Annotated in this window: 17 protein-coding genes; all 17 read right to left on the bottom strand. The window is 49.8% G+C overall.

The genetic code is table 11. From position 1 onward, the window contains the following. A partial coding sequence (locus tag KQ940_RS15300; protein WP_217414610.1) for a helix-turn-helix domain-containing protein occupies positions 1-152 on the bottom strand: 152 nt, incomplete at its 3' end. Positions 153-387: 235 nt separating this feature from the next. Continuing rightward, positions 388-1,794, bottom strand: a complete 1,407-nt coding sequence (locus tag KQ940_RS23095) for a lipopolysaccharide biosynthesis protein (protein ID WP_343222667.1) — start codon at positions 1,792-1,794, stop codon at positions 388-390. After that, positions 1,791-2,924 carry a dTDP-4-amino-4,6-dideoxygalactose transaminase gene (gene rffA / locus KQ940_RS15290; protein WP_217414604.1) on the bottom strand — a complete coding sequence of 378 codons (1,134 nt, stop codon included), beginning with the start codon at positions 2,922-2,924 and terminating at the stop codon, positions 1,791-1,793. The genes KQ940_RS23095 and rffA overlap by 4 nt, the downstream gene beginning before the upstream one ends. 2 nt (positions 2,925-2,926) lie before the next feature. Next, positions 2,927-3,811: a formyltransferase family protein gene (locus KQ940_RS15285; protein ID WP_217414603.1), complete on the bottom strand. Its 885-nt coding sequence runs from the start codon at positions 3,809-3,811 to the stop codon at positions 2,927-2,929. Then, positions 3,808-4,869, bottom strand: coding sequence for a TDP-N-acetylfucosamine:lipid II N-acetylfucosaminyltransferase family protein (locus KQ940_RS15280; protein WP_217414602.1), 1,062 nt, complete (start codon positions 4,867-4,869; stop codon positions 3,808-3,810). Before KQ940_RS15280 ends, KQ940_RS15285 begins: the two co-directional genes overlap by 4 nt. Further along, the gene (rfbA, locus tag KQ940_RS15275; protein ID WP_217414601.1) at positions 4,866-5,735 is read right to left on the bottom strand and encodes a glucose-1-phosphate thymidylyltransferase RfbA; all 870 of its coding nucleotides are present in this window, start codon (positions 5,733-5,735) and stop codon (positions 4,866-4,868) included. The genes KQ940_RS15280 and rfbA overlap by 4 nt, the downstream gene beginning before the upstream one ends. A gap of 18 nt (positions 5,736-5,753) precedes the next feature. Then, positions 5,754-6,839, bottom strand: coding sequence for a dTDP-glucose 4,6-dehydratase (rfbB, locus tag KQ940_RS15270; protein WP_217414600.1), 1,086 nt, complete (start codon positions 6,837-6,839; stop codon positions 5,754-5,756). A 282-nt stretch (positions 6,840-7,121) separates the two neighbouring features. Continuing rightward, positions 7,122-8,549 (bottom strand): 3'(2'),5'-bisphosphate nucleotidase CysQ, encoded by a 1,428-nt coding sequence (gene cysQ, locus KQ940_RS23230; RefSeq protein WP_425515643.1) that lies wholly within the window; start codon positions 8,547-8,549, stop codon positions 7,122-7,124. A 275-nt stretch (positions 8,550-8,824) separates the two neighbouring features. Then, positions 8,825-9,064 carry a DUF2442 domain-containing protein gene (locus tag KQ940_RS15260; RefSeq protein ID WP_217414599.1) on the bottom strand — a complete coding sequence of 80 codons (240 nt, stop codon included), beginning with the start codon at positions 9,062-9,064 and terminating at the stop codon, positions 8,825-8,827. Between the two features lie 98 nt (positions 9,065-9,162). Further along, entirely contained in the window at positions 9,163-10,542 is a 1,380-nt protein-coding gene (locus tag KQ940_RS15255; protein WP_217414598.1) for an MBL fold metallo-hydrolase RNA specificity domain-containing protein, read from the bottom strand. Between the two features lie 44 nt (positions 10,543-10,586). Then, on the bottom strand, positions 10,587-11,972 hold the full coding sequence (locus KQ940_RS15250; RefSeq protein ID WP_217414597.1) for an undecaprenyl-phosphate glucose phosphotransferase: 1,386 nt from the start codon (positions 11,970-11,972) through the stop codon (positions 10,587-10,589). A gap of 233 nt (positions 11,973-12,205) precedes the next feature. Beyond that, the gene (galE, locus tag KQ940_RS15245) at positions 12,206-13,228 is read right to left on the bottom strand and encodes a UDP-glucose 4-epimerase GalE (protein WP_217414596.1); all 1,023 of its coding nucleotides are present in this window, start codon (positions 13,226-13,228) and stop codon (positions 12,206-12,208) included. Positions 13,229-13,276: 48 nt separating this feature from the next. Beyond that, the gene (locus KQ940_RS15240) at positions 13,277-15,229 is read right to left on the bottom strand and encodes a polysaccharide biosynthesis protein (protein ID WP_246590103.1); all 1,953 of its coding nucleotides are present in this window, start codon (positions 15,227-15,229) and stop codon (positions 13,277-13,279) included. Between the two features lie 13 nt (positions 15,230-15,242). Continuing rightward, positions 15,243-15,794, bottom strand: a complete 552-nt coding sequence (locus KQ940_RS15235; protein WP_217414607.1) for a sugar transferase — start codon at positions 15,792-15,794, stop codon at positions 15,243-15,245. A 55-nt stretch (positions 15,795-15,849) separates the two neighbouring features. Beyond that, positions 15,850-16,788 (bottom strand): UDP-glucose 4-epimerase family protein, encoded by a 939-nt coding sequence (locus tag KQ940_RS15230; protein ID WP_217414595.1) that lies wholly within the window; start codon positions 16,786-16,788, stop codon positions 15,850-15,852. Next, positions 16,785-18,020, bottom strand: a complete 1,236-nt coding sequence (locus KQ940_RS15225) for a glycosyltransferase family 4 protein (RefSeq protein ID WP_217414594.1) — start codon at positions 18,018-18,020, stop codon at positions 16,785-16,787. The genes KQ940_RS15230 and KQ940_RS15225 overlap by 4 nt, the downstream gene beginning before the upstream one ends. After that, the gene (gene wecB, locus KQ940_RS15220) at positions 18,017-19,093 is read right to left on the bottom strand and encodes a non-hydrolyzing UDP-N-acetylglucosamine 2-epimerase (protein WP_217414593.1); all 1,077 of its coding nucleotides are present in this window, start codon (positions 19,091-19,093) and stop codon (positions 18,017-18,019) included. The genes KQ940_RS15225 and wecB overlap by 4 nt, the downstream gene beginning before the upstream one ends. Positions 19,094-19,103: the final 10 nt, after the last annotated feature.

The following is a 19,103-nucleotide window of genomic DNA, read 5'->3' as shown; positions in this document are numbered from 1 at the left end:
CAGCGGAAGACGGTGCGCACACTGACTCCATACGCTTTGGCAACGGACTCGGGAGATTGGCCTTCGCCAACCGCTTTCACGGCCTGCTGGCGCATGACCTGAAGGGAGTAATGATCGATGGCACGGCCATCTGAGCTACGTTTACATTTCATGCGCCGATTGTATCACATTTTATGACTTTACTTTTCGAAAAGTTAGTAACAACTATTATAAGCTCTCCTCACACTTAGGTTTCAGCTCTTTGATCAAGTTTATTAGTAGAAAGACCATATCGTTTTGGAAGTACTCCTCTAATATTTATATCTAAACACTTCCATATATTCTCTTGCCATCTTACCCCGTCAGCCAAATATCTAACTATTGAATAGCTGCATTATTAACGGCTTTTTAATGAGAACTGAAAAAAAAATTAAACACGTGATGAACTTCAGTCTTAAATTTATAAATTGAACTAATGAGCACCAAAAACCAAAAAATATACATCCAGGTACTTATATTCTGTCCCCATAAAGTAAAAATAGCCGCACCAGCAACTAAAATAGTTGTGTAAGTATAAAGCAAACCCCGAGGAATGGGCTTCCATACATAAATAGATAGCTCTGTTCTTAAAATAAAGAAAACCCAAAAAGAAATACTAGTACTTACCGCCGCACCTGCAGCACCAAATCGTGGAATCAACAACCAATTTCCAATACAGTTAACGGCAAATGCTACTATTGCCGGCAGCATCGCGAAAATACTGCGTCTGGTTACACCGATACCGACCACAGTGGTTTCTGACAATGTGTAAAGCAGGGGATAACCTAAGCAGGAAACGACAATCCATTGAACTGAACCGTACTCTATTGGCAAAAATAAAGTTAGAATCCAGGACAACAGCCCTGCTAAGCAATAAGCAATAACAACCACTGCTAGGGCATAACGAATCACACCGAGGACTCTGTCCAAACCATCCCCTTTACTAACCCATTTGTACACTGTTGGTATCCATACGGTTGTAAAAATACTTTGCAATATTGTTGCCGCTGCTGCGAAACTAACAGAGACAGAGTAAATACCAAGTTCCTCAAAGTTGGCCAAAGTGCGCAAAAAAAGTTTATCTATGGCCGTTAGCCCCCAAAAGGCGACGCCACCCAGTATTAAAGGCAAGCCAAACATCAGCATACTTTTCAATTGCTGTATATCCAGCTTTGATAAAACGCCTGCAGCCCAATCAGCGCGTGTATTAAACGCAAATATAGCACTCACAAGAACAACGGAAAGAGTGTTAGCTAAAAGTAGATTGTTTAAATTTTTATCCTCGCCAATTATTACGTATAGTCCAATCACACCAAGCAATAACAGTTTAGGCAATACCTGGCTCATTGAAAATGCCAAGCCGCGCTCGCTCATTCTCAGTATAAGAGACAAAAAACGGGATATAAAAGTTGATAATATCGCTACTACTACAAGTAAGGTGAGATACCATTCGTGTCGTTCAAACAACCAACCCGCCAGAGCGCCCCCTCTCGATATTAATAAAACCAGAGTAATAAGCAGTAGTATCAAGCCTGGAAGAACTGCACATTTGAGCAACGCGGCCTTGTCTTCAGCTTCATGAAATTCACGAACATACGCCTGATCAAGCCCTAGGCTAAAAAGTAAGGTACTAAACCCAACTGCCACTTGTAGCATTGCCAACCGGCCTATATCTTCCTGAGAAAAAAACCAAGTTATTATAGGCAGTGTTACAAAGCCCAATAGAGCGCTACCAATAGGTCCAATCGCAAAGGCTGCTACTTTTCTTGGTGTCACTGGTAAAACTCTTTTATCATATCAATGACATACTGCTGTTTTACCTCATTCAACCCATACCACATCGGCAAACGTAGTAAACGTTCGCTTTCGATTGTTGTATATCGATCCTTTCCTATAAATTCTGCATATTTTAAACCTGCCGAAGATGTATGTAGTGGAACGTAATGAAAAGCAGCCATTATGTCATTATCCTTTAGATACGCTATAAGAGAGCTTCTTTCCTCTAAGTTTGCTACCTTGATATAAAACATATGAGCATTATGGCAACAACCTGATGGAATAATTGGGAGACTTAACTTACGAGTGTCCTGCAAAGATAGTAGGCCTTTATAATACCGCTTCCATATTGATAAGCGATTTTCATTTATCTCTTCCGCAAACTCTAGCTGACCCCAAAGGTACGCTGCCTGTAACTCACTCGGTAGGTAGCTACTTCCGATATCGACCCATTGATACTTATCTACCATCCCTCGGAAAAATAGGCTACGATTAGTACCTTTTTCGCGGATGATATCTGCTCTTTCCTTAAAACCCTCATCATTTATAATAAGAAGCCCTCCTTCGCCTCCACTAGTATAGTTTTTGGTTTCGTGGAAACTGAAAGCTCCAAAATGACCAATTGTTCCAAGGGCCTTTCCGTTGTAGCTGCTCATCATTCCTTGTGCAGCATCTTCGATGACATACAGATTGTGACGTGAAGCTATCTCCATAATTATATCCATTTCGCAGCTAACACCGGCGTAATGAACTGGCACAATAGCGCGAGTTTTTTTAGTAATTGCAGCCTCTATAACGTTTTCATCTATGTTCATCGTATCAGGGCGTATATCCACAAATACGACCTTCGCCCCCCTTAGAACAAATGCGTTTGCAGTACTGACGAAAGTGTAGCTCGGCATGATCACCTCATCACCGGGCTTAATATTTATTAATAATGCAGCCATTTCCAATGCTGATGTACAAGAAGGAGTAATTAGTACCTTATTAGCAGGCAGCATTTTTTCAAACCAAGCTTGGCATTTTTTACCGAATGGACCATCTCCCGATTTTTTTTGGCTATTTATAGCTTGAATTACGTATCTTTCCTCATTACCTGTCACGGTAGGACTATTGAATTCAACGGTCAAAATCAACTCCCAAACCTTGTCCTGAACGGAATTTTACCAATTAATGATTCGCCCTTACTATTAACGACATCTATCAACTCAATTAAACCTTCACCGCATATAATAGTCGGGCGCCCTTCCGTCATAAATATAATTTTTCCAATATGCGAAGACCGATCCTCCACGAAGACATCATTTAAGGCTATCGAATCGTTAATTAATATATCTTCACCGTTTATTCTTGATTTTGCACCAAGATATGGATAGCCTACAGCATCGATAAATCGAGAAATATACTCAGCACTTTTACTCCAATTGATCGAATAATCATCCTCATCTCGCCAAGGGCTAAAAGATGCCTTGGAATGATCCTGTTCAATATAAAGCAGGCTTTCCCCATTGATTGTTTTTCTAGATATATCTAATAACAAACGAATATAAAGCTTAGTGATTTCATCTATAGCATCTGCTATCTTTTTCGGATAGATAACCTCAATTGAATTCTGACCGATAATATTCCCAGCATCATATTTAGAATCTGCACGCAATGCTGTAACGCCTATATTCTTCTCACCATTTATCAGCGCATTAACCAAAGGAGCAAATCCACGATATCGAGGTAAAATCGAATCATGAAATACCACAAGATTATCATCATCGTGGATAAGCCAGCGCCAACCTATAGCAAAACTTAGAGAAGATTCTCTTTTATTAAGGGATAGACGATCACTAAAAAAAACATCATTCGCCTCACAAAAATATTTTATATCCTGAAAATAATCGTTCTTAACATTAATATCCCTTGACGAAACCACAAATGACACATATAAAGATCCAAATTCTTCAACAAAGGCAGACAAACAATCAAATCCCTTTTTACCCACAATATAAAAACCGAATCTCTTCATTTACGTAACAGCTTTGAGTATTGTTCTATTAGTTTTTTACGACTGAAATTTTCAATCACGATTTCTTTATTCCTAGCCAACCTAGTTGAATCAAGCGTACTACTATCAAAATCAGCAATATTCAGTATTTTTATACCCTTACTAGAAAACAAATCCCACTGACTGACATCTGATCTCATGTAAACTGTTTTTCCCAACGCCAGCAATGTGATTGTATTACCCATCGCCTGTTGTCTCTCATGATTAAAAATAGCAATATCAATATTTTTAAGAAACTTAAAATAATCGTCGTATTCCATAAAAGAAGTAAGCGGATAAAACCTATCGCCAAACCATTCATATCCCAGAGACATAACCTTTTTTGCATGCTCCTGATCCCCATAAGACAGTGGTACATAGATTCTTATATCCTTATCTCTATACGGTAGAATCTTTTTAAAGGATTCAACATGGTTATTGCTCGGATCTGCGGAATTCCCCACCAGTATATGTAAACCGGAATGCGATTCTGATATCCTCTCTACCGCTTTAATTTTTTCCAAACTCACTACATTACTGAGATACATCAGGCATTCATGGTATTCTCCACGAGCAGCACACCATTTCTGAGCTCGCTTAATATCTCCAGGCACATACGTAACCAAATGCCCTATTTTTTTTATCACCTGACGAGAAAAGAAATTTCTAACTCTCACCTTCCAGTTTTTTTTACCATTTTTATGGGAGTAAAGATCACCACCCCACATAATCCAATAGCATTTATAAGCCACCCATGGCATCATCCATAACATCAGTATAATTCTAGTATCAAATAACCCATGAAGTATCACCTTTTCAGCAGAAGATACATTTTTTATGAAAACAAGGCAGCCTTCCAATCTATTTATGTAACCATTTTTTACTTTATATACATTATTTTCTTTATTAAGTGGATATCTATCATGATCACCATACACCCAAAAATAATGGTTACCTAAATCAAAGGATTCTTCTAAAAAATCAACATATGGCGGAATAATGGGACCCAAACCACAAACATGTAAAATTTCTTTTTTCACTGATCCGATCCCAAACGTAGCAAATATTGCCCATACCCATTCTTAATTAGGGCATGTGCTTTCTTTATCAACTGCTCTTTACTCAACCAGCCACTACGGTATGCAATTTCTTCTAAACACGCTATTTTAAGTCCTTGCCTATGTTCAATCGTCTCAACAAACTGAGATGCTTCGAGCAAGCTTTCATGCGTCCCTGTATCCAACCAAGCAAAACCACGCCCCAGCAATTCAACATTAAGATCTCCACGCTCTAGGTATGCTTGGTTAACGCTGGTGATCTCCAACTCTCCACGATGAGAGGGTTTTACCTGTTTGGCGATTTCCACCACATCATTGTCATAAAAATATAGTCCGGTCACAGCGTAGTTGGATTTAGGTTGAGTCGGTTTTTCCTCTATCGATATCGCACGATTGTTTTCATCAAACGCCACCACGCCAAAACGCTCAGGATCTTTTACCTGATAACCAAATACTGTAGCACCACTACTGCGGGCTGCAGCTTGCTTTAGCTTGGGTGAAAAACCCTGTCCATAAAAGATGTTATCACCGAGAACCAAACACACGCTGTCATCACCAATAAAGTCCTCGCCAATTATAAAAGCCTGAGCAAGTCCATCCGGATTTAGCTGTTCAGCGTAGCTGAGCTGAATGCCAAAATTACTACCATCACCCAGTAGTTTTTCAAAGTTTGGCAAGTCCTCTGGCGTCGATATAATCAGGATGTCGCGGATTCCCGCTAACATGAGAACTGACAGCGGATAATAGATCATCGGTTTGTCATAGATTGGCAACAACTGCTTGGACACACCTTTCGTGATGGGATACAACCGGGTGCCGGAGCCGCCGGCAAGAATAATGCCTTTCATTGTTTGTCCTCGCTGTAATCAGATCTGCCCCAGGCGCTCACGCTGGTATGTGCCATCCTGAACACGGCGGCACCAGTCAATGTTGTCGAGATACCACTGAACCGTTTTGCGAATACCGGATTCAAAACTTTCCTCCGGCCGCCAACCCAATTCGCGCTGGATCTTACTTGCATCAATTGCATATCGTCGGTCGTGGCCTGGGCGGTCTTGTACGAACGTGATCAATTCTTCGTAAGAGCTAATTTTAAGATAGTCTTTTGGCGGTGCCAGTTGCTGAAGAACTTCACAAATGGTTTTAACCACTTCTATATTCCGCTTTTCGTTATGCCCACCAATATTGTAGGTTTCACCAATTTTTCCTTCAGTGATAACTATATAAAGTGCCTGGGCGTGATCTTCAACATAGAGCCAATCACGAATTTGATCTCCCTGACCGTACACAGGCAAAGGCTTACCTTCTAACGCATTAAGGATCATCAGAGGAACAAGCTTTTCCGGAAAATGGTAAGGACCATAGTTGTTGGAACAGTTGGTTATCATAACTGGCAAGCCATAGGTACGCATCCAGGCACGTACTAAGTGGTCCGAACTGGCTTTGCTCGCAGAGTACGGACTGCTAGGCCTGTATGATGTTGTTTCAGTAAACATATACTGCCCTGCATCGTCCATCTCTGACGGGTGTGGTAGGTCACCATATACTTCATCAGTAGAAATATGATGAAAACGAAACGCCCGCTTACGCGTGCTATCCAGCTCCTGCCAATAGTTTCGTGCAACCTCAAGCAGTGTGCAGGTACCAACAATGTTTGTCTCAATAAATGCAGCCGGTCCATCAATCGAGCGATCTACATGACTCTCAGCAGCGAGATGCATAATAGCATCTGGCTGCTGCTCAAAAAATACGCGCTCCAGCTCGGCTCGGTTACATATATCCACCTTCTCAAAAAAATAACGATCTGACTTATAGATTTCGTTCAGATTTTCAATATTACCCGCATAGGTAAGTTTATCGACATTTATGATGGAATCCTGAGTATTTTTGATGATATAGCGAATAACAGCCGAACCAATAAAGCCAGCTCCACCAGTAACAAGAATTTTCATTGTAACAAGTCTCCACTAACATCAAAAATCATGCTAAAAACAATCAAAGCTTATACTCTAATCCCATACTGATATATAGAATTAAAATTGACAGACTATTTTCGATCAGCGTCATAGTATAAAACTAAACTTATCGCACACAATCAGCATTATTATTAAAAATCTATTATGTAATAGGTTACAAGACCGGCAGATCTATCCCTATATTTTATTTATCCATCATCAAGCTGGTAACTACCATTTCATTAAGAACGCAAAAAACGTATTACTGACATAAGTTGCCTATATATCTAGAGAACTCGCGACTACATTCAGGACGTCGTCTAGTATGTTCGTCACCAGAGTGCACGCCGTATTAGCGCTAACTTCTGGCGACAGGGGAGGTTCGTAAGGGCTGTCAACACCGGTAAAGTCTTTAATCACCCCACTGCGTGCTTTTTGATAGAGGCCCTTCGGATCACGCTGTTCACAAACCTCGAGCGGTGTTTCGACATACACCTCGATGAAATCCCCCTCACGGAACAACATGCGTGCTGCATCCCGGTCCGCCCGGAACGGCGATATGAATGCGGTAATGACGATAAGGCCCGCCTCGGTCATCACTTTGGCAAGTTCGCCAACCCTGCGGATATTTTCCGTTCTATCAGCTTCTGACATCCCCAAGTCTTTACATAGGCCGTGGCGAAGGTTGTCACCATCCAGCAGCATGGTGTGGTAGCCCTTCTCTACCAGTGCTTTCTCCAGCGCATTGGCGAGGGTGGATTTGCCGGAGCCGGAAAGTCCGGTAAACCAGATACATTTGGGATGCTGGTTTTTCTGCTTGGCGCGTACTTCAGGGGTTACCGAGGTGTGGTTCCACACCACCTCAGCCTGGCTGTCGTTGGCTCGGAATTCGTATTGGGAGGGTTTCGGTTCATGAGTACGGCCCGATGCCCAGACGTCAGACACCTCCGAGCAGACCATGAACCAAGGGTTCAACAGTGTGTCTTGGCGGGTGTTGTAGCGCATAGGCTTAAGGCTGGGGTACTCCAAAACCTGTCCACCTGCGGCTTCTACCACGGCTTGGGCGGCTGCCGTATCCCACTCGCTGGTCGGTCCAAGCCTTGGGTAGAGGTCTGCCTTGCCTTCCGCCACCAGGCATAGCTTGAGTGAGCTGCCCATGGAGACGATTTCGGCCTTTGGCAGCACTTCGATGAATTCACGGAACTCGTCGCTCTGATGCGAACGACTGCCGACAACCTGCCAGATTTCGCCCTCTTCAGGAATGGGCTTCACCTTGATGGCTTGTGTGACGCCACCTTCGACCTTGAACGCCCCCCGCTCAGCCTCACCGTAATAGGTGATCTCTTTGGCCGGCACGTAGACAACACCCAGCACCGGCTTATGGTTATCGATCAATGCGATATTGACGGTGAATTCGCCGTTTTTCTTGATGAACTCTTTGGTGCCGTCCAGCGGGTCGATCAGCCAGTATCGGGGCCAGCTCATGCGCGCTTCGATATCACTCTTCGAAGACTCTTCCGAGAGAACGGGGATCTCGGGTGTCAGCTTGTGAAGACCATCGACGATGCAGTGGTGAGACGCCAGGTCCGCCTCGGTCAAAGGGCTACTGTCGGCTTTGTCGTAAACAGCAAAATCCTGCGCGTAGATTGCCATGATTTTTTCACCCGCGTGGCGGGCGATCTCAATCACGGCCTGTAGATCGGGCATTACTTCTTCTACTCCGAAAGTGGTGTTAATACTGTGTGCAGACTAGCGTTCCGCGTTCGCATACCGGCGCCAGTGCGGCTTTCAATAACTCTTTGGCACCAAGGTTACCATGCACCAGGCGTATCTTCTTTGGCTTGTGCCTGATCCCTTTGACGAAATTCACCAGCCCCCCGCTGATTCGCATGGGCGGAGTAGCCACCAATGGTCTGGATATGGGGCACAGGTACTCCGGACAAACGGTGAGAGATAAACGACTTGCCGCAGCTATAGGCTCTCTACGCGGCCTGGATCGCCGGACTCTTCAACATCGCCTCAATGCTCAGGTGATAGTCGATCTCCGGCCATTCGATGCCGGTCGCATCGCAGATAAACCGGTAGTTGCGCACCGCTTTAACGGGCGCCGACTCCAGCTCTGGATACCAGGTCATAGGGGTTGAAATGATACGGCCATCCTCCAGTTCGACATGGAGATAACTGTCGTCAAAATGCACAGATTTACCGGCCAAACCAGCCATACCACGCCTCCAGGAACTCGGAACGGTTCTCTTCAATGATGGTTAAACTCTCTTTCAGCTCTTGTGTCTTGGGTGTTGAGCAGCGTCGGCATGGTTACTCACCCCATCACTGATGCACTGCACACTTTACTCAGTGCTGCGCTCAACGCTTGTTTCGCTCCCTCATTCCCATGCACCAACCGAACCTCCTCCGGTTTATGCCGCATCCGTTTCACAAAATTCACCAGCCCGCGCTGATCGGCATGGGCGGAGTAGCCGCCGATGGTCTGGATATGGGCGCGGATGTCGATACGCTCGTCATCCAACCAGACATAGCCGCCGCGCGGGCCATACTGCTGGATATCGCGCCCGGGCGTGCCCTCTGCCTGATAACCGACGAACAGCACGGCGTGTTTCGGCTCACCCAGCATCGCCTTCAGGTAGTTGACGATGCGTCCGGCGTTGCACATGCCGCTGCCCGCGATGACGATGGCGGGACGGCCCGATGTGGCCAGGTGCGCCACCATCTGCTGGTGCTGTGCGTGGCTGTCGACGGTCAGCAGATTGTCGAAGCCGAGCGGTTTATGCCCCTGCGCCAGCCGGCGATGCGCTTCGGCATCCCAGTAGGGTTTCAGCTCGCGATAGACCTGGGTAAACCGCGCGGCCAGCGGCGAGTCGAGCACCACGGGTAGCTCGGTCATGCCGAAATCCGATTGCAGCGCCTCCAGCTCATAGAGGATCTCCTGGGTGCGACCGATGCTGAACGCGGGGATCAGCAGGGTGCCGCCGTTGCGCTGCGCCCGCTCGATGGCGGTGCGCAGGCGTTCTATACGCGTACGTCGGTCATCGTGCAGGCGGTCGCCGTAGGTACTCTCCAACACCAGCACATCGGCGCGGTAGGGCGCACGGGGCGCCGGCAGCAGCGGCGCATAGGGGGCACCCAGGTCGCCGGAGAACACGATCCGCCGGTTCCGGCCGCTGACTCGATCCAGCAGATCGCACTCCACGTAGGCGGAGCCGAGTATATGCCCGGCCCGCTGCAGTTTGATCCTGACCCGTCGCCGGTCGTCATCGATCAGCGTGAACCAGGCTTTGTACGGCAGTGCGATCGTGCGGGCGCTCAGCTGCGCCAGGTAGCGCTCCACCAGCCGGGTGTCACGGCTGATGCCGAGCTTGAACGCATCCTCCAGCACCAGCGGAAGCAGCCTGGCCGAGGGTTCTGAGCAGATGATCGGCCCCTTGAATCCCGCCGCCAGAAGCCAGGGTATCCGTCCCACATGGTCGATATGTACATGGGTAACGATCAGCGCACGGATGCCGTCGGTACTGAACGGGATCGCCTGCGGATCGCTGTCGTCATGTTGTGTGCCCGACACCTCCGCGCCCTGAAACAGTCCGCAGTCGATCAGCAGGCTCTGCCGGTCGTCTATATGGAGCTGGTGGCAGGAGCCGGTGACGCCATCTTTTGCGCCGTGGTGTTCGATGCGTCTGTAAGGCATATCCTTTGCCCTCTTGGTTTTATCGTCTGGTTTAATCGCTTGGGTTAATAGATGTCTCTGGACAGCAGCGTAAACGGGGTCTTCAGCAGGATCTTGATATCCAGCCAGAGCGACCAGGAGTTGATGTACTGCAGGTCCAGCTCGACTCGCCGCTGCATCTTGTCCAGTGTTTCCGTCTCGCCGCGACAGCCACTGACCTGCGCAAGCCCGGTGATGCCCGGCTTGATGCGATGGCGTGCCATGTAGGCGGTGATCTTGTCCGAATAGTAATCGTTATGTGCTATCGCATGGGGACGCGGGCCCACCAGGGACATCTCGCCGCGCAGCACGTTGAACAGTTGCGGCAGCTCGTCGATCGACGTGCGACGAATAAAGCGCCCGACAGCGGTGATACGGGGGTCATGGCGGGTTGCCTGCTTCACCTGCAGGTCGTCATGCATACGCATGGAGCGAAACTTGAGCACATGAAACACCTTGCCGTAACCATGGCGCGGCTGCTTGAACAGTACAGGTCCGGGAGAGGAGAGCTTGACCGCAAGGGCCGTGATCAACAGCAGTGGGCTGATCAGCAGGATGCCGATAAGCGCCAGCCCCCTGTCCATCACCGCTTTTAGAAAGGCCCCGGTGGGGTAGGCGGTCAGCGGACTCTCGTTTAGGTGGATGGCCGGCAATCCATCGATGTCCGATACCGAGTGGTTCAACATCACCATGCTGGCCAGATCGGGTATCCAGACCACATCGACGTTGGTGTCGAGCAGATCGATATAGAGCGACTCGATCTGATCCATTCGCGCCGCGGGAAGTGCGATATAGAGGCGGCGCAACTCGTGCTCGTCGATCAACTGACGCAGATGCGCCGCCTGCCCGATGATCGGGTAGAGGTTGTCGTCCTTGCCCGGTTGATCATCGGTGTCGATCAGGCCAATCAACGGCTCGCCGCGTTTGACGTTTAACGTCTCCGCCAACTGCAGCGCCAGTTCGCCGGTACCCAGTATGGCCGCCCGGCGGCGGGCCCTGAGTTTGCTGTGGTACTGTCTGGATGCTCTATGCAGGGGCAGAAAGGCAACCGCCTGGACGATGAACCCCAGCGTCAGCCACTGCAGCAGCACCTCGCGGGAGTAGAGCTCACTGGTTTTGGTCACGAAGGCCAGCACCGCCAGAAGGCCCAGGAGCAGTAGCCAACCAACCAGCAGATGACGTAAGCCGGCAAGATACCCCAGGCGCTTATCGTAAACCTGGGTGAGGTTGTAAACAGGGACGGAGCCCAACAATGTGAGCGCGGCCAAGGTACGGTAATGGGGCGCGACATCGCCGGTTTTGAGGATGGTCAGGACAACGAGGAGCGAGATCAGCAGCAGGTTTGCCACCGACAGCTGAATCCAGAAGGTCAGCCCGCGTACACGTGTTGACGATGAGTGTCCAAGCTTCATTTGGTTGACTACAGTCCTTTATCTAACCAATTGCGGTCTAATCATGAGTGATCAAACACGCTACCGCCCTGAGGTTGCAAACGGGCTTCCTCAACGCCGGGGTGTCTCGATCCGCTTAATCGTACTAACTTGGGTTTAAAATAAGCGAAAGATCTTACACCATGATGGATGGGCGACACAGAGAAAGGGATAAACCGACCGTTATTCAAAACCGGGTAGCGGAAGACCAATACTCAACACCCGTATCCATCCGGGTTTTGTGATTGCCAACGCCAGGCATCGGCCATCATCTCCTCCAGGCCTCGGCGGGCTGTCCAGTCGAGCTCGGTACGTGCCTTGGCGGGATCGGCATAGCAGGTGGCGATATCCCCCGCTCGTCTGGGCACAACCTGATAGGGCACCGGCCGTCGAGATGCGCTCTCGAACGCCTTGACCATCTCAAGCACCGAATAGCCCTGGCCAGTACCCAGGTTCCAGATATGCGCGCCTGCTCGATCCTGCAGATATCGAAGCGCCGCCAGATGCCCTGCCGCCAGATCGACCACATGGATATAGTCACGCACCCCCGTCCCGTCTGGGGTCGGGTAGTCATTACCAAACACCGACAGCCGCTCCAGCTTACCGATCGCCACCTGCGCGATATAGGGCAACAGGTTATTGGGGATGTCGTTGGGGTCCTCCCCGATAAGCCCGCTTTCATGGGCACCGACGGGGTTGAAGTAGCGCAGAATCGCGATCCGCCAACGCGGATCGGAACGGACGGCATCCTCGAGCATCTGCTCCACCATCAGCTTGCTGCGCCCATAGGGGTTGGTCGGCAATCCTGGCGGACAGGCTTCACTGATAGGGATTTGCTGCGGGTCGCCATACACCGTCGCCGAGGAGCTGAACACCAGTGTGAACACCCCCGCGGCCTGCATCGCCTGGGTCAGCACCAGAGATCCGTTGACGTTGTTGTCGTAATACTTGAGCGGTTGATCGACACTCTCCCCGACCGCCTTCAATCCGGCGAAATGCAGCACCGCACCTATCTTGTGCTCGGCAAACAGCCTATCCAGCAGCGCGCGATCACGAATATCACCTTCGATAAACGCGGGCGAACGCCCGGTTATTCTCTCGACCCTCGCCAGCGACTCGCGACTGGCGTTGCAGAGGTTATCCAGCACCAGCACATCATGGCCGGCTTGCAATAATTCAACACACGTATGTGAGCCGATATAGCCGGCGCCGCCGGTTATCAGGATTTTTTGACTCATACTGCGCTCGGTGCCCCGTTGTCCTTTGCCAATTTTCGCCGCACGAAATCAGTGCTTTGCAATCCGATCCATGTGGATCCCTTCGGTATGCAGCCAATCGACAATGCTAGAAGAGGGTGTGAATCCACGTACGGCGCGTTCCAGAGTATGTCTCGCGGTATTACTATCCGAATTGGTCACCGCAATCTCCAAAGTCTGTAACAGGTCATGTAGCGTCTGTGAGGGCAGGACCTCCTCTTCGGCACGCATGATCTTGGGATGCGTCGTGCCTACGACGTTTTCTCCGATCAGCAACTCTTCATACAGCTTTTCTCCCGGACGCAGTCCGGTGTACTCGATCCTGATCTCTCCGCCGGGTGTTTCATCTGAGTGGATCTCTCGTCCCATCAGGTTGATCATACTCCTGGCGAGATCGACAATACGGACTGGCTCGCCCATATCCAGCACGAATACATCGCCGCCTCGCGCCATGGAACCGGCCTGAATCACAAGGGAGGCCGCCTCGGGGATGGTCATGAAAAAACGGGTAATTTCGGGATGGGTGACGGTAACCGGGCCACCGGCTTGTATCTGTTTTTTGAACAGCGGCACGACCGAGCCGGATGATCCCAGCACGTTACCAAATCGAACCATTGAAAATACGGTTTTCCCATCCGCTCTCGCGGCCAGATCCTGCAGCACCAGCTCGGCTAGACGCTTGGTCGCTCCCATAACGTTGGTTGGACGTACGGCCTTGTCGGTGGATATGAGCACAAACCTTTCCACTCCATGCTTCAGGGCGGCCTCCGCCATTACCTGTGTACCGAACGAATTGTTGCGGACCCCTTCGATTACGTTGTGCTCAACCAGAGGGACGTGCTTATACGCCGCTGCATGGTAAACAGTCTGTACTTCGAACCGCTTTAATATTCGCTCAACTCTGCCGATATCCAGCACCGACCCCAAAATAGGATAGATGGCAACCCCCAATCCATGCTCGTCAGATAGATCTTTCAACTCCTGCTCTATTGAGTACAGTGCGTACTCACTCAGTTCGTAGAGCACGAGCGCCTTTGGAGCGCTAAACAGCGTTTGACGGCAGATCTCCGAGCCGATAGAACCGCCGGCGCCACTTACCAATACCACCTTTCCACGAATACTGCTGTCCAGTAAAGACTGGATAGCCGGTACCGTTTCCCGCCCCAGCAGATCCTCCGGGTCGACATCGCGCAGGCTGTCCACGGCTGCGCCGGAAACTATCTCCACCATCGATGGAATGGTTTTTACATGGACCGAATACTCTGAAAGCTGTTCCAGTATTTTCCGGCGTTCTGACGCACTAATCGAGGGCAAAGCCAGCAGCACATGGGACACCTTGTGCTCCTGGATCAGCTTGCCTAGCGATGCAGGTGAATTCACCGTCAAGCCCGCAACCGTTCCTTTCCAAAGTGCCGGCTCATCGTCGACAAAGCCGACTGGTACGTACTCTGCTCCACTCGACAATGATGCTGCCAACTGGACACCGGCGCCCCCGGCGCCGTAGATGAGCACGGGCTCGCGAGTGGTCTTGCGGTTAAGCAGCCAGTGATAGTAGTTGCGAATAAACAGCCGACTTCCACCCACATACACCAACGCGACCAGTGCAAAGATGACCGGTACCGAGCGTGGGAAAGGATCAACCCTGAATAGAAATGCAGCTGCCCACATAGAGAGAGCGAGCAATACAACGCCCTTGGCAACCGCGAGAATCGCCTGGGCGCCCATAAACCGCACAACTGCGCGATATAGGCCTAACCGCATGAAGATATACAGGCCTGCTATAGGCGTGACGATGAAAAGCCACCAAGCCTCATGCAAGTAATATGACGGCCACCATTCAGCCATCCTGAGCGCATAGCTCGACCACAACGCAAACGGCAACGCGATAAAATCGGCCACCACCATAATCAGCTTCTTGACATTTCGGCTCAGCGATAAGAACCGATAATGAATGGGGGACTGGGGGTTACCCAAAATGTTCATGCATGGAACTCTCTTAGTGCCTGACCCGATCGCCCGTGCCTTTACCCACCAGGGTCATGGCGATATAACGGAAATAGTTCCTCAGCGACATGCTGCTCACCATCTCCTTATCGGTCTTCGCGAGCAGTTCAGGTGTAGACATATCGATCTCGTTGACCTGTGCCAACCCGGTTATCCCAGGCCTAACCGCAAATACGCCCTGCGCATCGCGGGCGGCTATCAACTCCTCCTGGTTGAACAGACAGGGCCTCGGCCCGACCAGGCTCATCTCCCCCTTGAGCACGTTCCACAACTGCGGCAACTCATCCAGCTTACTGCGGCGCAGGAAACGACCAAACGGCGTGATCGAGGTGCTGCTGGCCAAATGAGTGGCAACCGATGCCGTATCCACCTTCATGGTGCGAAACTTCACCAGCGTAAACGGTTTCTTGTTCCGCCCCACCCGCTCCTGGCGAAATATTGGTGAGCCAGTATCGAACAGCCCGATAAGCGTAAGCAGCAGCAATACTGGAAAACCGAACACCAACCCCATCAGGGCAAATACAAAATCCAATAAACGAATCAACACGAAACCCTTCTATTCCGAGCCCTAGACCAAGTGCATACGCCGCAGGGACATATCAACGATTAGCGAAGCAGCGCCTCAACCCCTCTTCCACACCAACCGGCGGCGTCCACCCCAGCAGGTTTCGCGCCTTGCTAATGTCCACCTGCAAAGAGCCAAGCAGACGCTGTGCAACGGCTTTTTTACCCAAGAGTGTAGCCCCCAGCATTAGCACTCCGGTCGGTACTGGAATCAGACGTGGAGGCTTGGCCATCGCTCCAGCGACTCCACGCAACAACTCCGTGGTCGACAAATCATGACCGTCTCCGGCCAGAAATACCTGATTAGCGGCAGCAGGATGCTCGATGCAGGTGACGATCAGGTCAACCAGGTTGTCGAGTGCAACCAGAGAACGTTTATTGTGGATAGAACCTAACGGCAGCGGGATGCCTCTCTCGACCATCTTGATCATGCTGGCGAAGTTGCCTTTGACGCCGGGGCCATACACCAACGGTGGACGCACGATGACGACATCCATACCCGTTTCTTCCGCTATGCGTCGCAGCCCCTGTTCAGCTTCCAGCTTGGAAAGTCCATAGGCGTCTTCCGGCGAGGGGTTATCTTCCGCCGTAAAAGGCGCCCCCGAAAAAGTCTGCTCGCCGTTCACTTTGATGGAGCTGATGAATATAAAGCGCTCGACACCACTTTTCGCGGCTTGGCGAGCCAGGTTGAGTGTGCCGTCAACATTGATCTTTCGATACTCGGCTAAGGGATCTGCCACCTCATCTTTCATGATGTGGGCGCGGGCAGCGGTATGGATGATAACCTGCTGTCCAACAAGTGCGTTGGACCAATCCTGAGCGGAGTTCAGCCCCTCAATGACAACCTGTTCTCCAGCCACCGGGGTGACCTGACGCCTTACCACACAGGTAAGTTGATAGCGAGCGTTCTGCGCCAGACGCCTGGCCAACCGTTGACCAAGAAAACCCGTTGATCCAGTAAGCAGGACCTTCATGACTCCAACCCTTCGAACAGGATATTACTAAAGTTTTGAGCCAGCTGACTGTACTCGTGTTGTTCCAAGGCCGCCTTGCGTCCGTTCTCTCCCAACGCATCTCTTTCCTGGGGGGATAACTGATACAACCTCAGCACAGCATCCGCCAGTTTTTCAGCATCTTGAGCGGGCACTTGCAACCCGGCCCCCGCTTCTTCGATAGGTTTATATTCACCGGAATCAATAGCGTAAATAACCGGCTTAGCCGAATACAGGTAATCGAACAACTTATTGGGCGAAACCCCGAAACGAAACAAAGGGTCTTTGGTCAAGCCAATATAGCAGGCATTAAACTTGGCCAGCATTGCTTGAATTTCAACTTTGGGTATGGGATCTATAAAATAAACGTTATTCAGATCCTTTTCTTTTACCAACTGCTGTAAAGCTACTTTTTCCTTCCCGGCACCGACCAGTACAAAGGCGATATCAGAATACTGCCGAAGCCGCTCAGCGGCATCAACAAGCGTATCCAACGCGTTAGCCGTTCCAATCGCGCCTGTATATCCCACAATGAATTTATCCAGGGGCAGTTGGCCATTAGCCGTTGAATTCAGCGGAGCCTTCAGGCCAACTTCTTCCAGCGAGAAGCCATTGGGTACCCAGGCAAACTTACTTCGGGGCATACCTCGGCTTATCATATGTTCAACAGAGTTCTTGAGATTCGAGATGACTCTCTCGGAATCTCGGTAAGCACGATCTTCAACCCACTGCATCAAGCGGATAAAAGGATGTTTCTGGGAAAAACCGCCAACCTCTGTCAACGTCAATGGCCAGATATCCCTAACCTCAAAAACAAGCCTCGCGCCAAATTTTAAAGCTAGACTTTTAGATCCCATGAATGAGATAAGTGAAGGCGACGAGCACACAACCACATCCGGAGGATCTGGAATTAGCTTAGCCAGTTTTTTAATGCGATATGAAAACAGGAACCAACCTAAAGCTCTTACCTTACTGTGAGCCTCCGAATAGCTCGGCATCCTGACCCAAACCACAGTAAAGTTTCCCTGTCGGTCACATCGAAACATCGAGTCGAACACAGGCTTCTCACGTAACAAGTGATGAGCGCCAGAGGTTATCAAATAGACGTTATAGCCCTGCTTCGCTAACTCCTTACCGAGATAATAGTGGCGTCCAGCATAGCCGTACTCTGGTGTGGAGGCATATTGATTAACAATCCATACAGTTTTCGTCATGCGCCAGTCGACACCAACTTGCTGACGATCCTCTGCGAAGCCTGCCCCCCACCATATAGCTGCTCACTATCCACTACTTTACGGCCAAAGTGCCTAGCGGCGGCTTCCACAATTCTTGTTTTATCGGCCCCAACCAGCTCATTGGCACCAATGTCAATCAACTCACGCCACTCAGTCTGGTCCCGCATGATCACACAGGCCTTGCGGAAGAAGAACGCCTCTTTCTGTACGCCACCACTATCCGTCAATACCAGCTGCGCACGATCGAGCAACCAAACCATCTCGAAATATCCGACTGGATCAATCAAATTAACGTTCAGATCCAAGCCATGCTGGGCAATCAGCTTACGAGTGCGAGGATGCAACGGTAGTACTACGGGTGCCAATGTTTTATGAATGTGGTTTAGTGCAGTAACGATGCTCGACAGTCGCTTGGGATCATCGGTATTCTCTGCTCGGTGAAGCGTGGCCAGAATGAATTGTTCAGGTAGTTCGGCACCAACTGGTGCAGCAGCGCGCTCCGCGAACAGCAACGCCGCGTCTTGCATCACATCACCGACTTGCAGAACCTGAACCGGCTTAGCTTTGAAACCCTCTTTGTGCAGGTTATCTACCGCCGTTGCCGTAGGGCAAAATAGCATGTCACTAACTTGGTCGGTCAGGATGCGGTTGATCTCCTCCGGCATCTGCATATTGAAGCTTCGCAGTCCTGCCTCCACATGCGCAACCGGAATATGCAGCTTTGCCGCGGCCAAAGCACCCGCTAAAGTGGAGTTAGTGTCGCCATACACGAGTACTCTATCCGGTTTGTGTTCTAATAGAGCCTGCTCGATTTCAGCAAGCATACGTCCGGTCATCTCGCCGTGGCTTCCGCCATTAATGTCCAGCTGAACATCTGGTTTAGGGATACCCAACTGATTAAAGAAAATATCGGACATATTGGCGTCAAAATGCTGACCAGTGTGCAGCATGATCTCTTCTATGCCTTCTGTTTTCTGAATTGCACGAGAAACCACGCTAGCTTTTATGAATTGTGGACGTGCGCCGATTACAGTTAGTATACGTTGTTGCATCTACTGACCT

This window comes from Marinobacterium ramblicola, assembly GCF_019084545.1.
GTDB classification, from domain to species: Bacteria; Pseudomonadota; Gammaproteobacteria; order Pseudomonadales; family Balneatricaceae; genus Marinobacterium_D; species Marinobacterium_D ramblicola.
This window is presented reverse-complemented; position numbering and strand designations above follow the sequence as displayed.

Bases quoted from the DNA above. Each gene is read 5' to 3' on its own strand.
- KQ940_RS15285 (WP_217414603.1), bottom strand. From the start codon at position 3,811: ATGAAGAGATTCGGTTTTTATATTGTGGGTAAAAAGGGATTTGATTGT.
- rfbA (WP_217414601.1), bottom strand. From the start codon at position 5,735: ATGAAAGGCATTATTCTTGCCGGCGGCTCCGGCACCCGGTTGTATCCC.
- rfbB (WP_217414600.1), bottom strand. From the start codon at position 6,839: ATGAAAATTCTTGTTACTGGTGGAGCTGGCTTTATTGGTTCGGCTGTT.
- cysQ (WP_425515643.1), bottom strand. From the start codon at position 8,549: ATGCCCGATCTACAGGCCGTGATTGAGATCGCCCGCCACGCGGGTGAA.
- KQ940_RS15260 (WP_217414599.1), bottom strand. From the start codon at position 9,064: ATGGCTGGTTTGGCCGGTAAATCTGTGCATTTTGACGACAGTTATCTC.
- KQ940_RS15255 (WP_217414598.1), bottom strand. From the start codon at position 10,542: ATGCCTTACAGACGCATCGAACACCACGGCGCAAAAGATGGCGTCACC.
- KQ940_RS15250 (WP_217414597.1), bottom strand. From the start codon at position 11,972: ATGAAGCTTGGACACTCATCGTCAACACGTGTACGCGGGCTGACCTTC.
- galE (WP_217414596.1), bottom strand. From the start codon at position 13,228: ATGAGTCAAAAAATCCTGATAACCGGCGGCGCCGGCTATATCGGCTCA.
- KQ940_RS15240 (WP_246590103.1), bottom strand. From the start codon at position 15,229: ATGAACATTTTGGGTAACCCCCAGTCCCCCATTCATTATCGGTTCTTA.
- KQ940_RS15230 (WP_217414595.1), bottom strand. From the start codon at position 16,788: ATGAAGGTCCTGCTTACTGGATCAACGGGTTTTCTTGGTCAACGGTTG.
- KQ940_RS15225 (WP_217414594.1), bottom strand. From the start codon at position 18,020: ATGACGAAAACTGTATGGATTGTTAATCAATATGCCTCCACACCAGAG.
- wecB (WP_217414593.1), bottom strand. From the start codon at position 19,093: ATGCAACAACGTATACTAACTGTAATCGGCGCACGTCCACAATTCATA.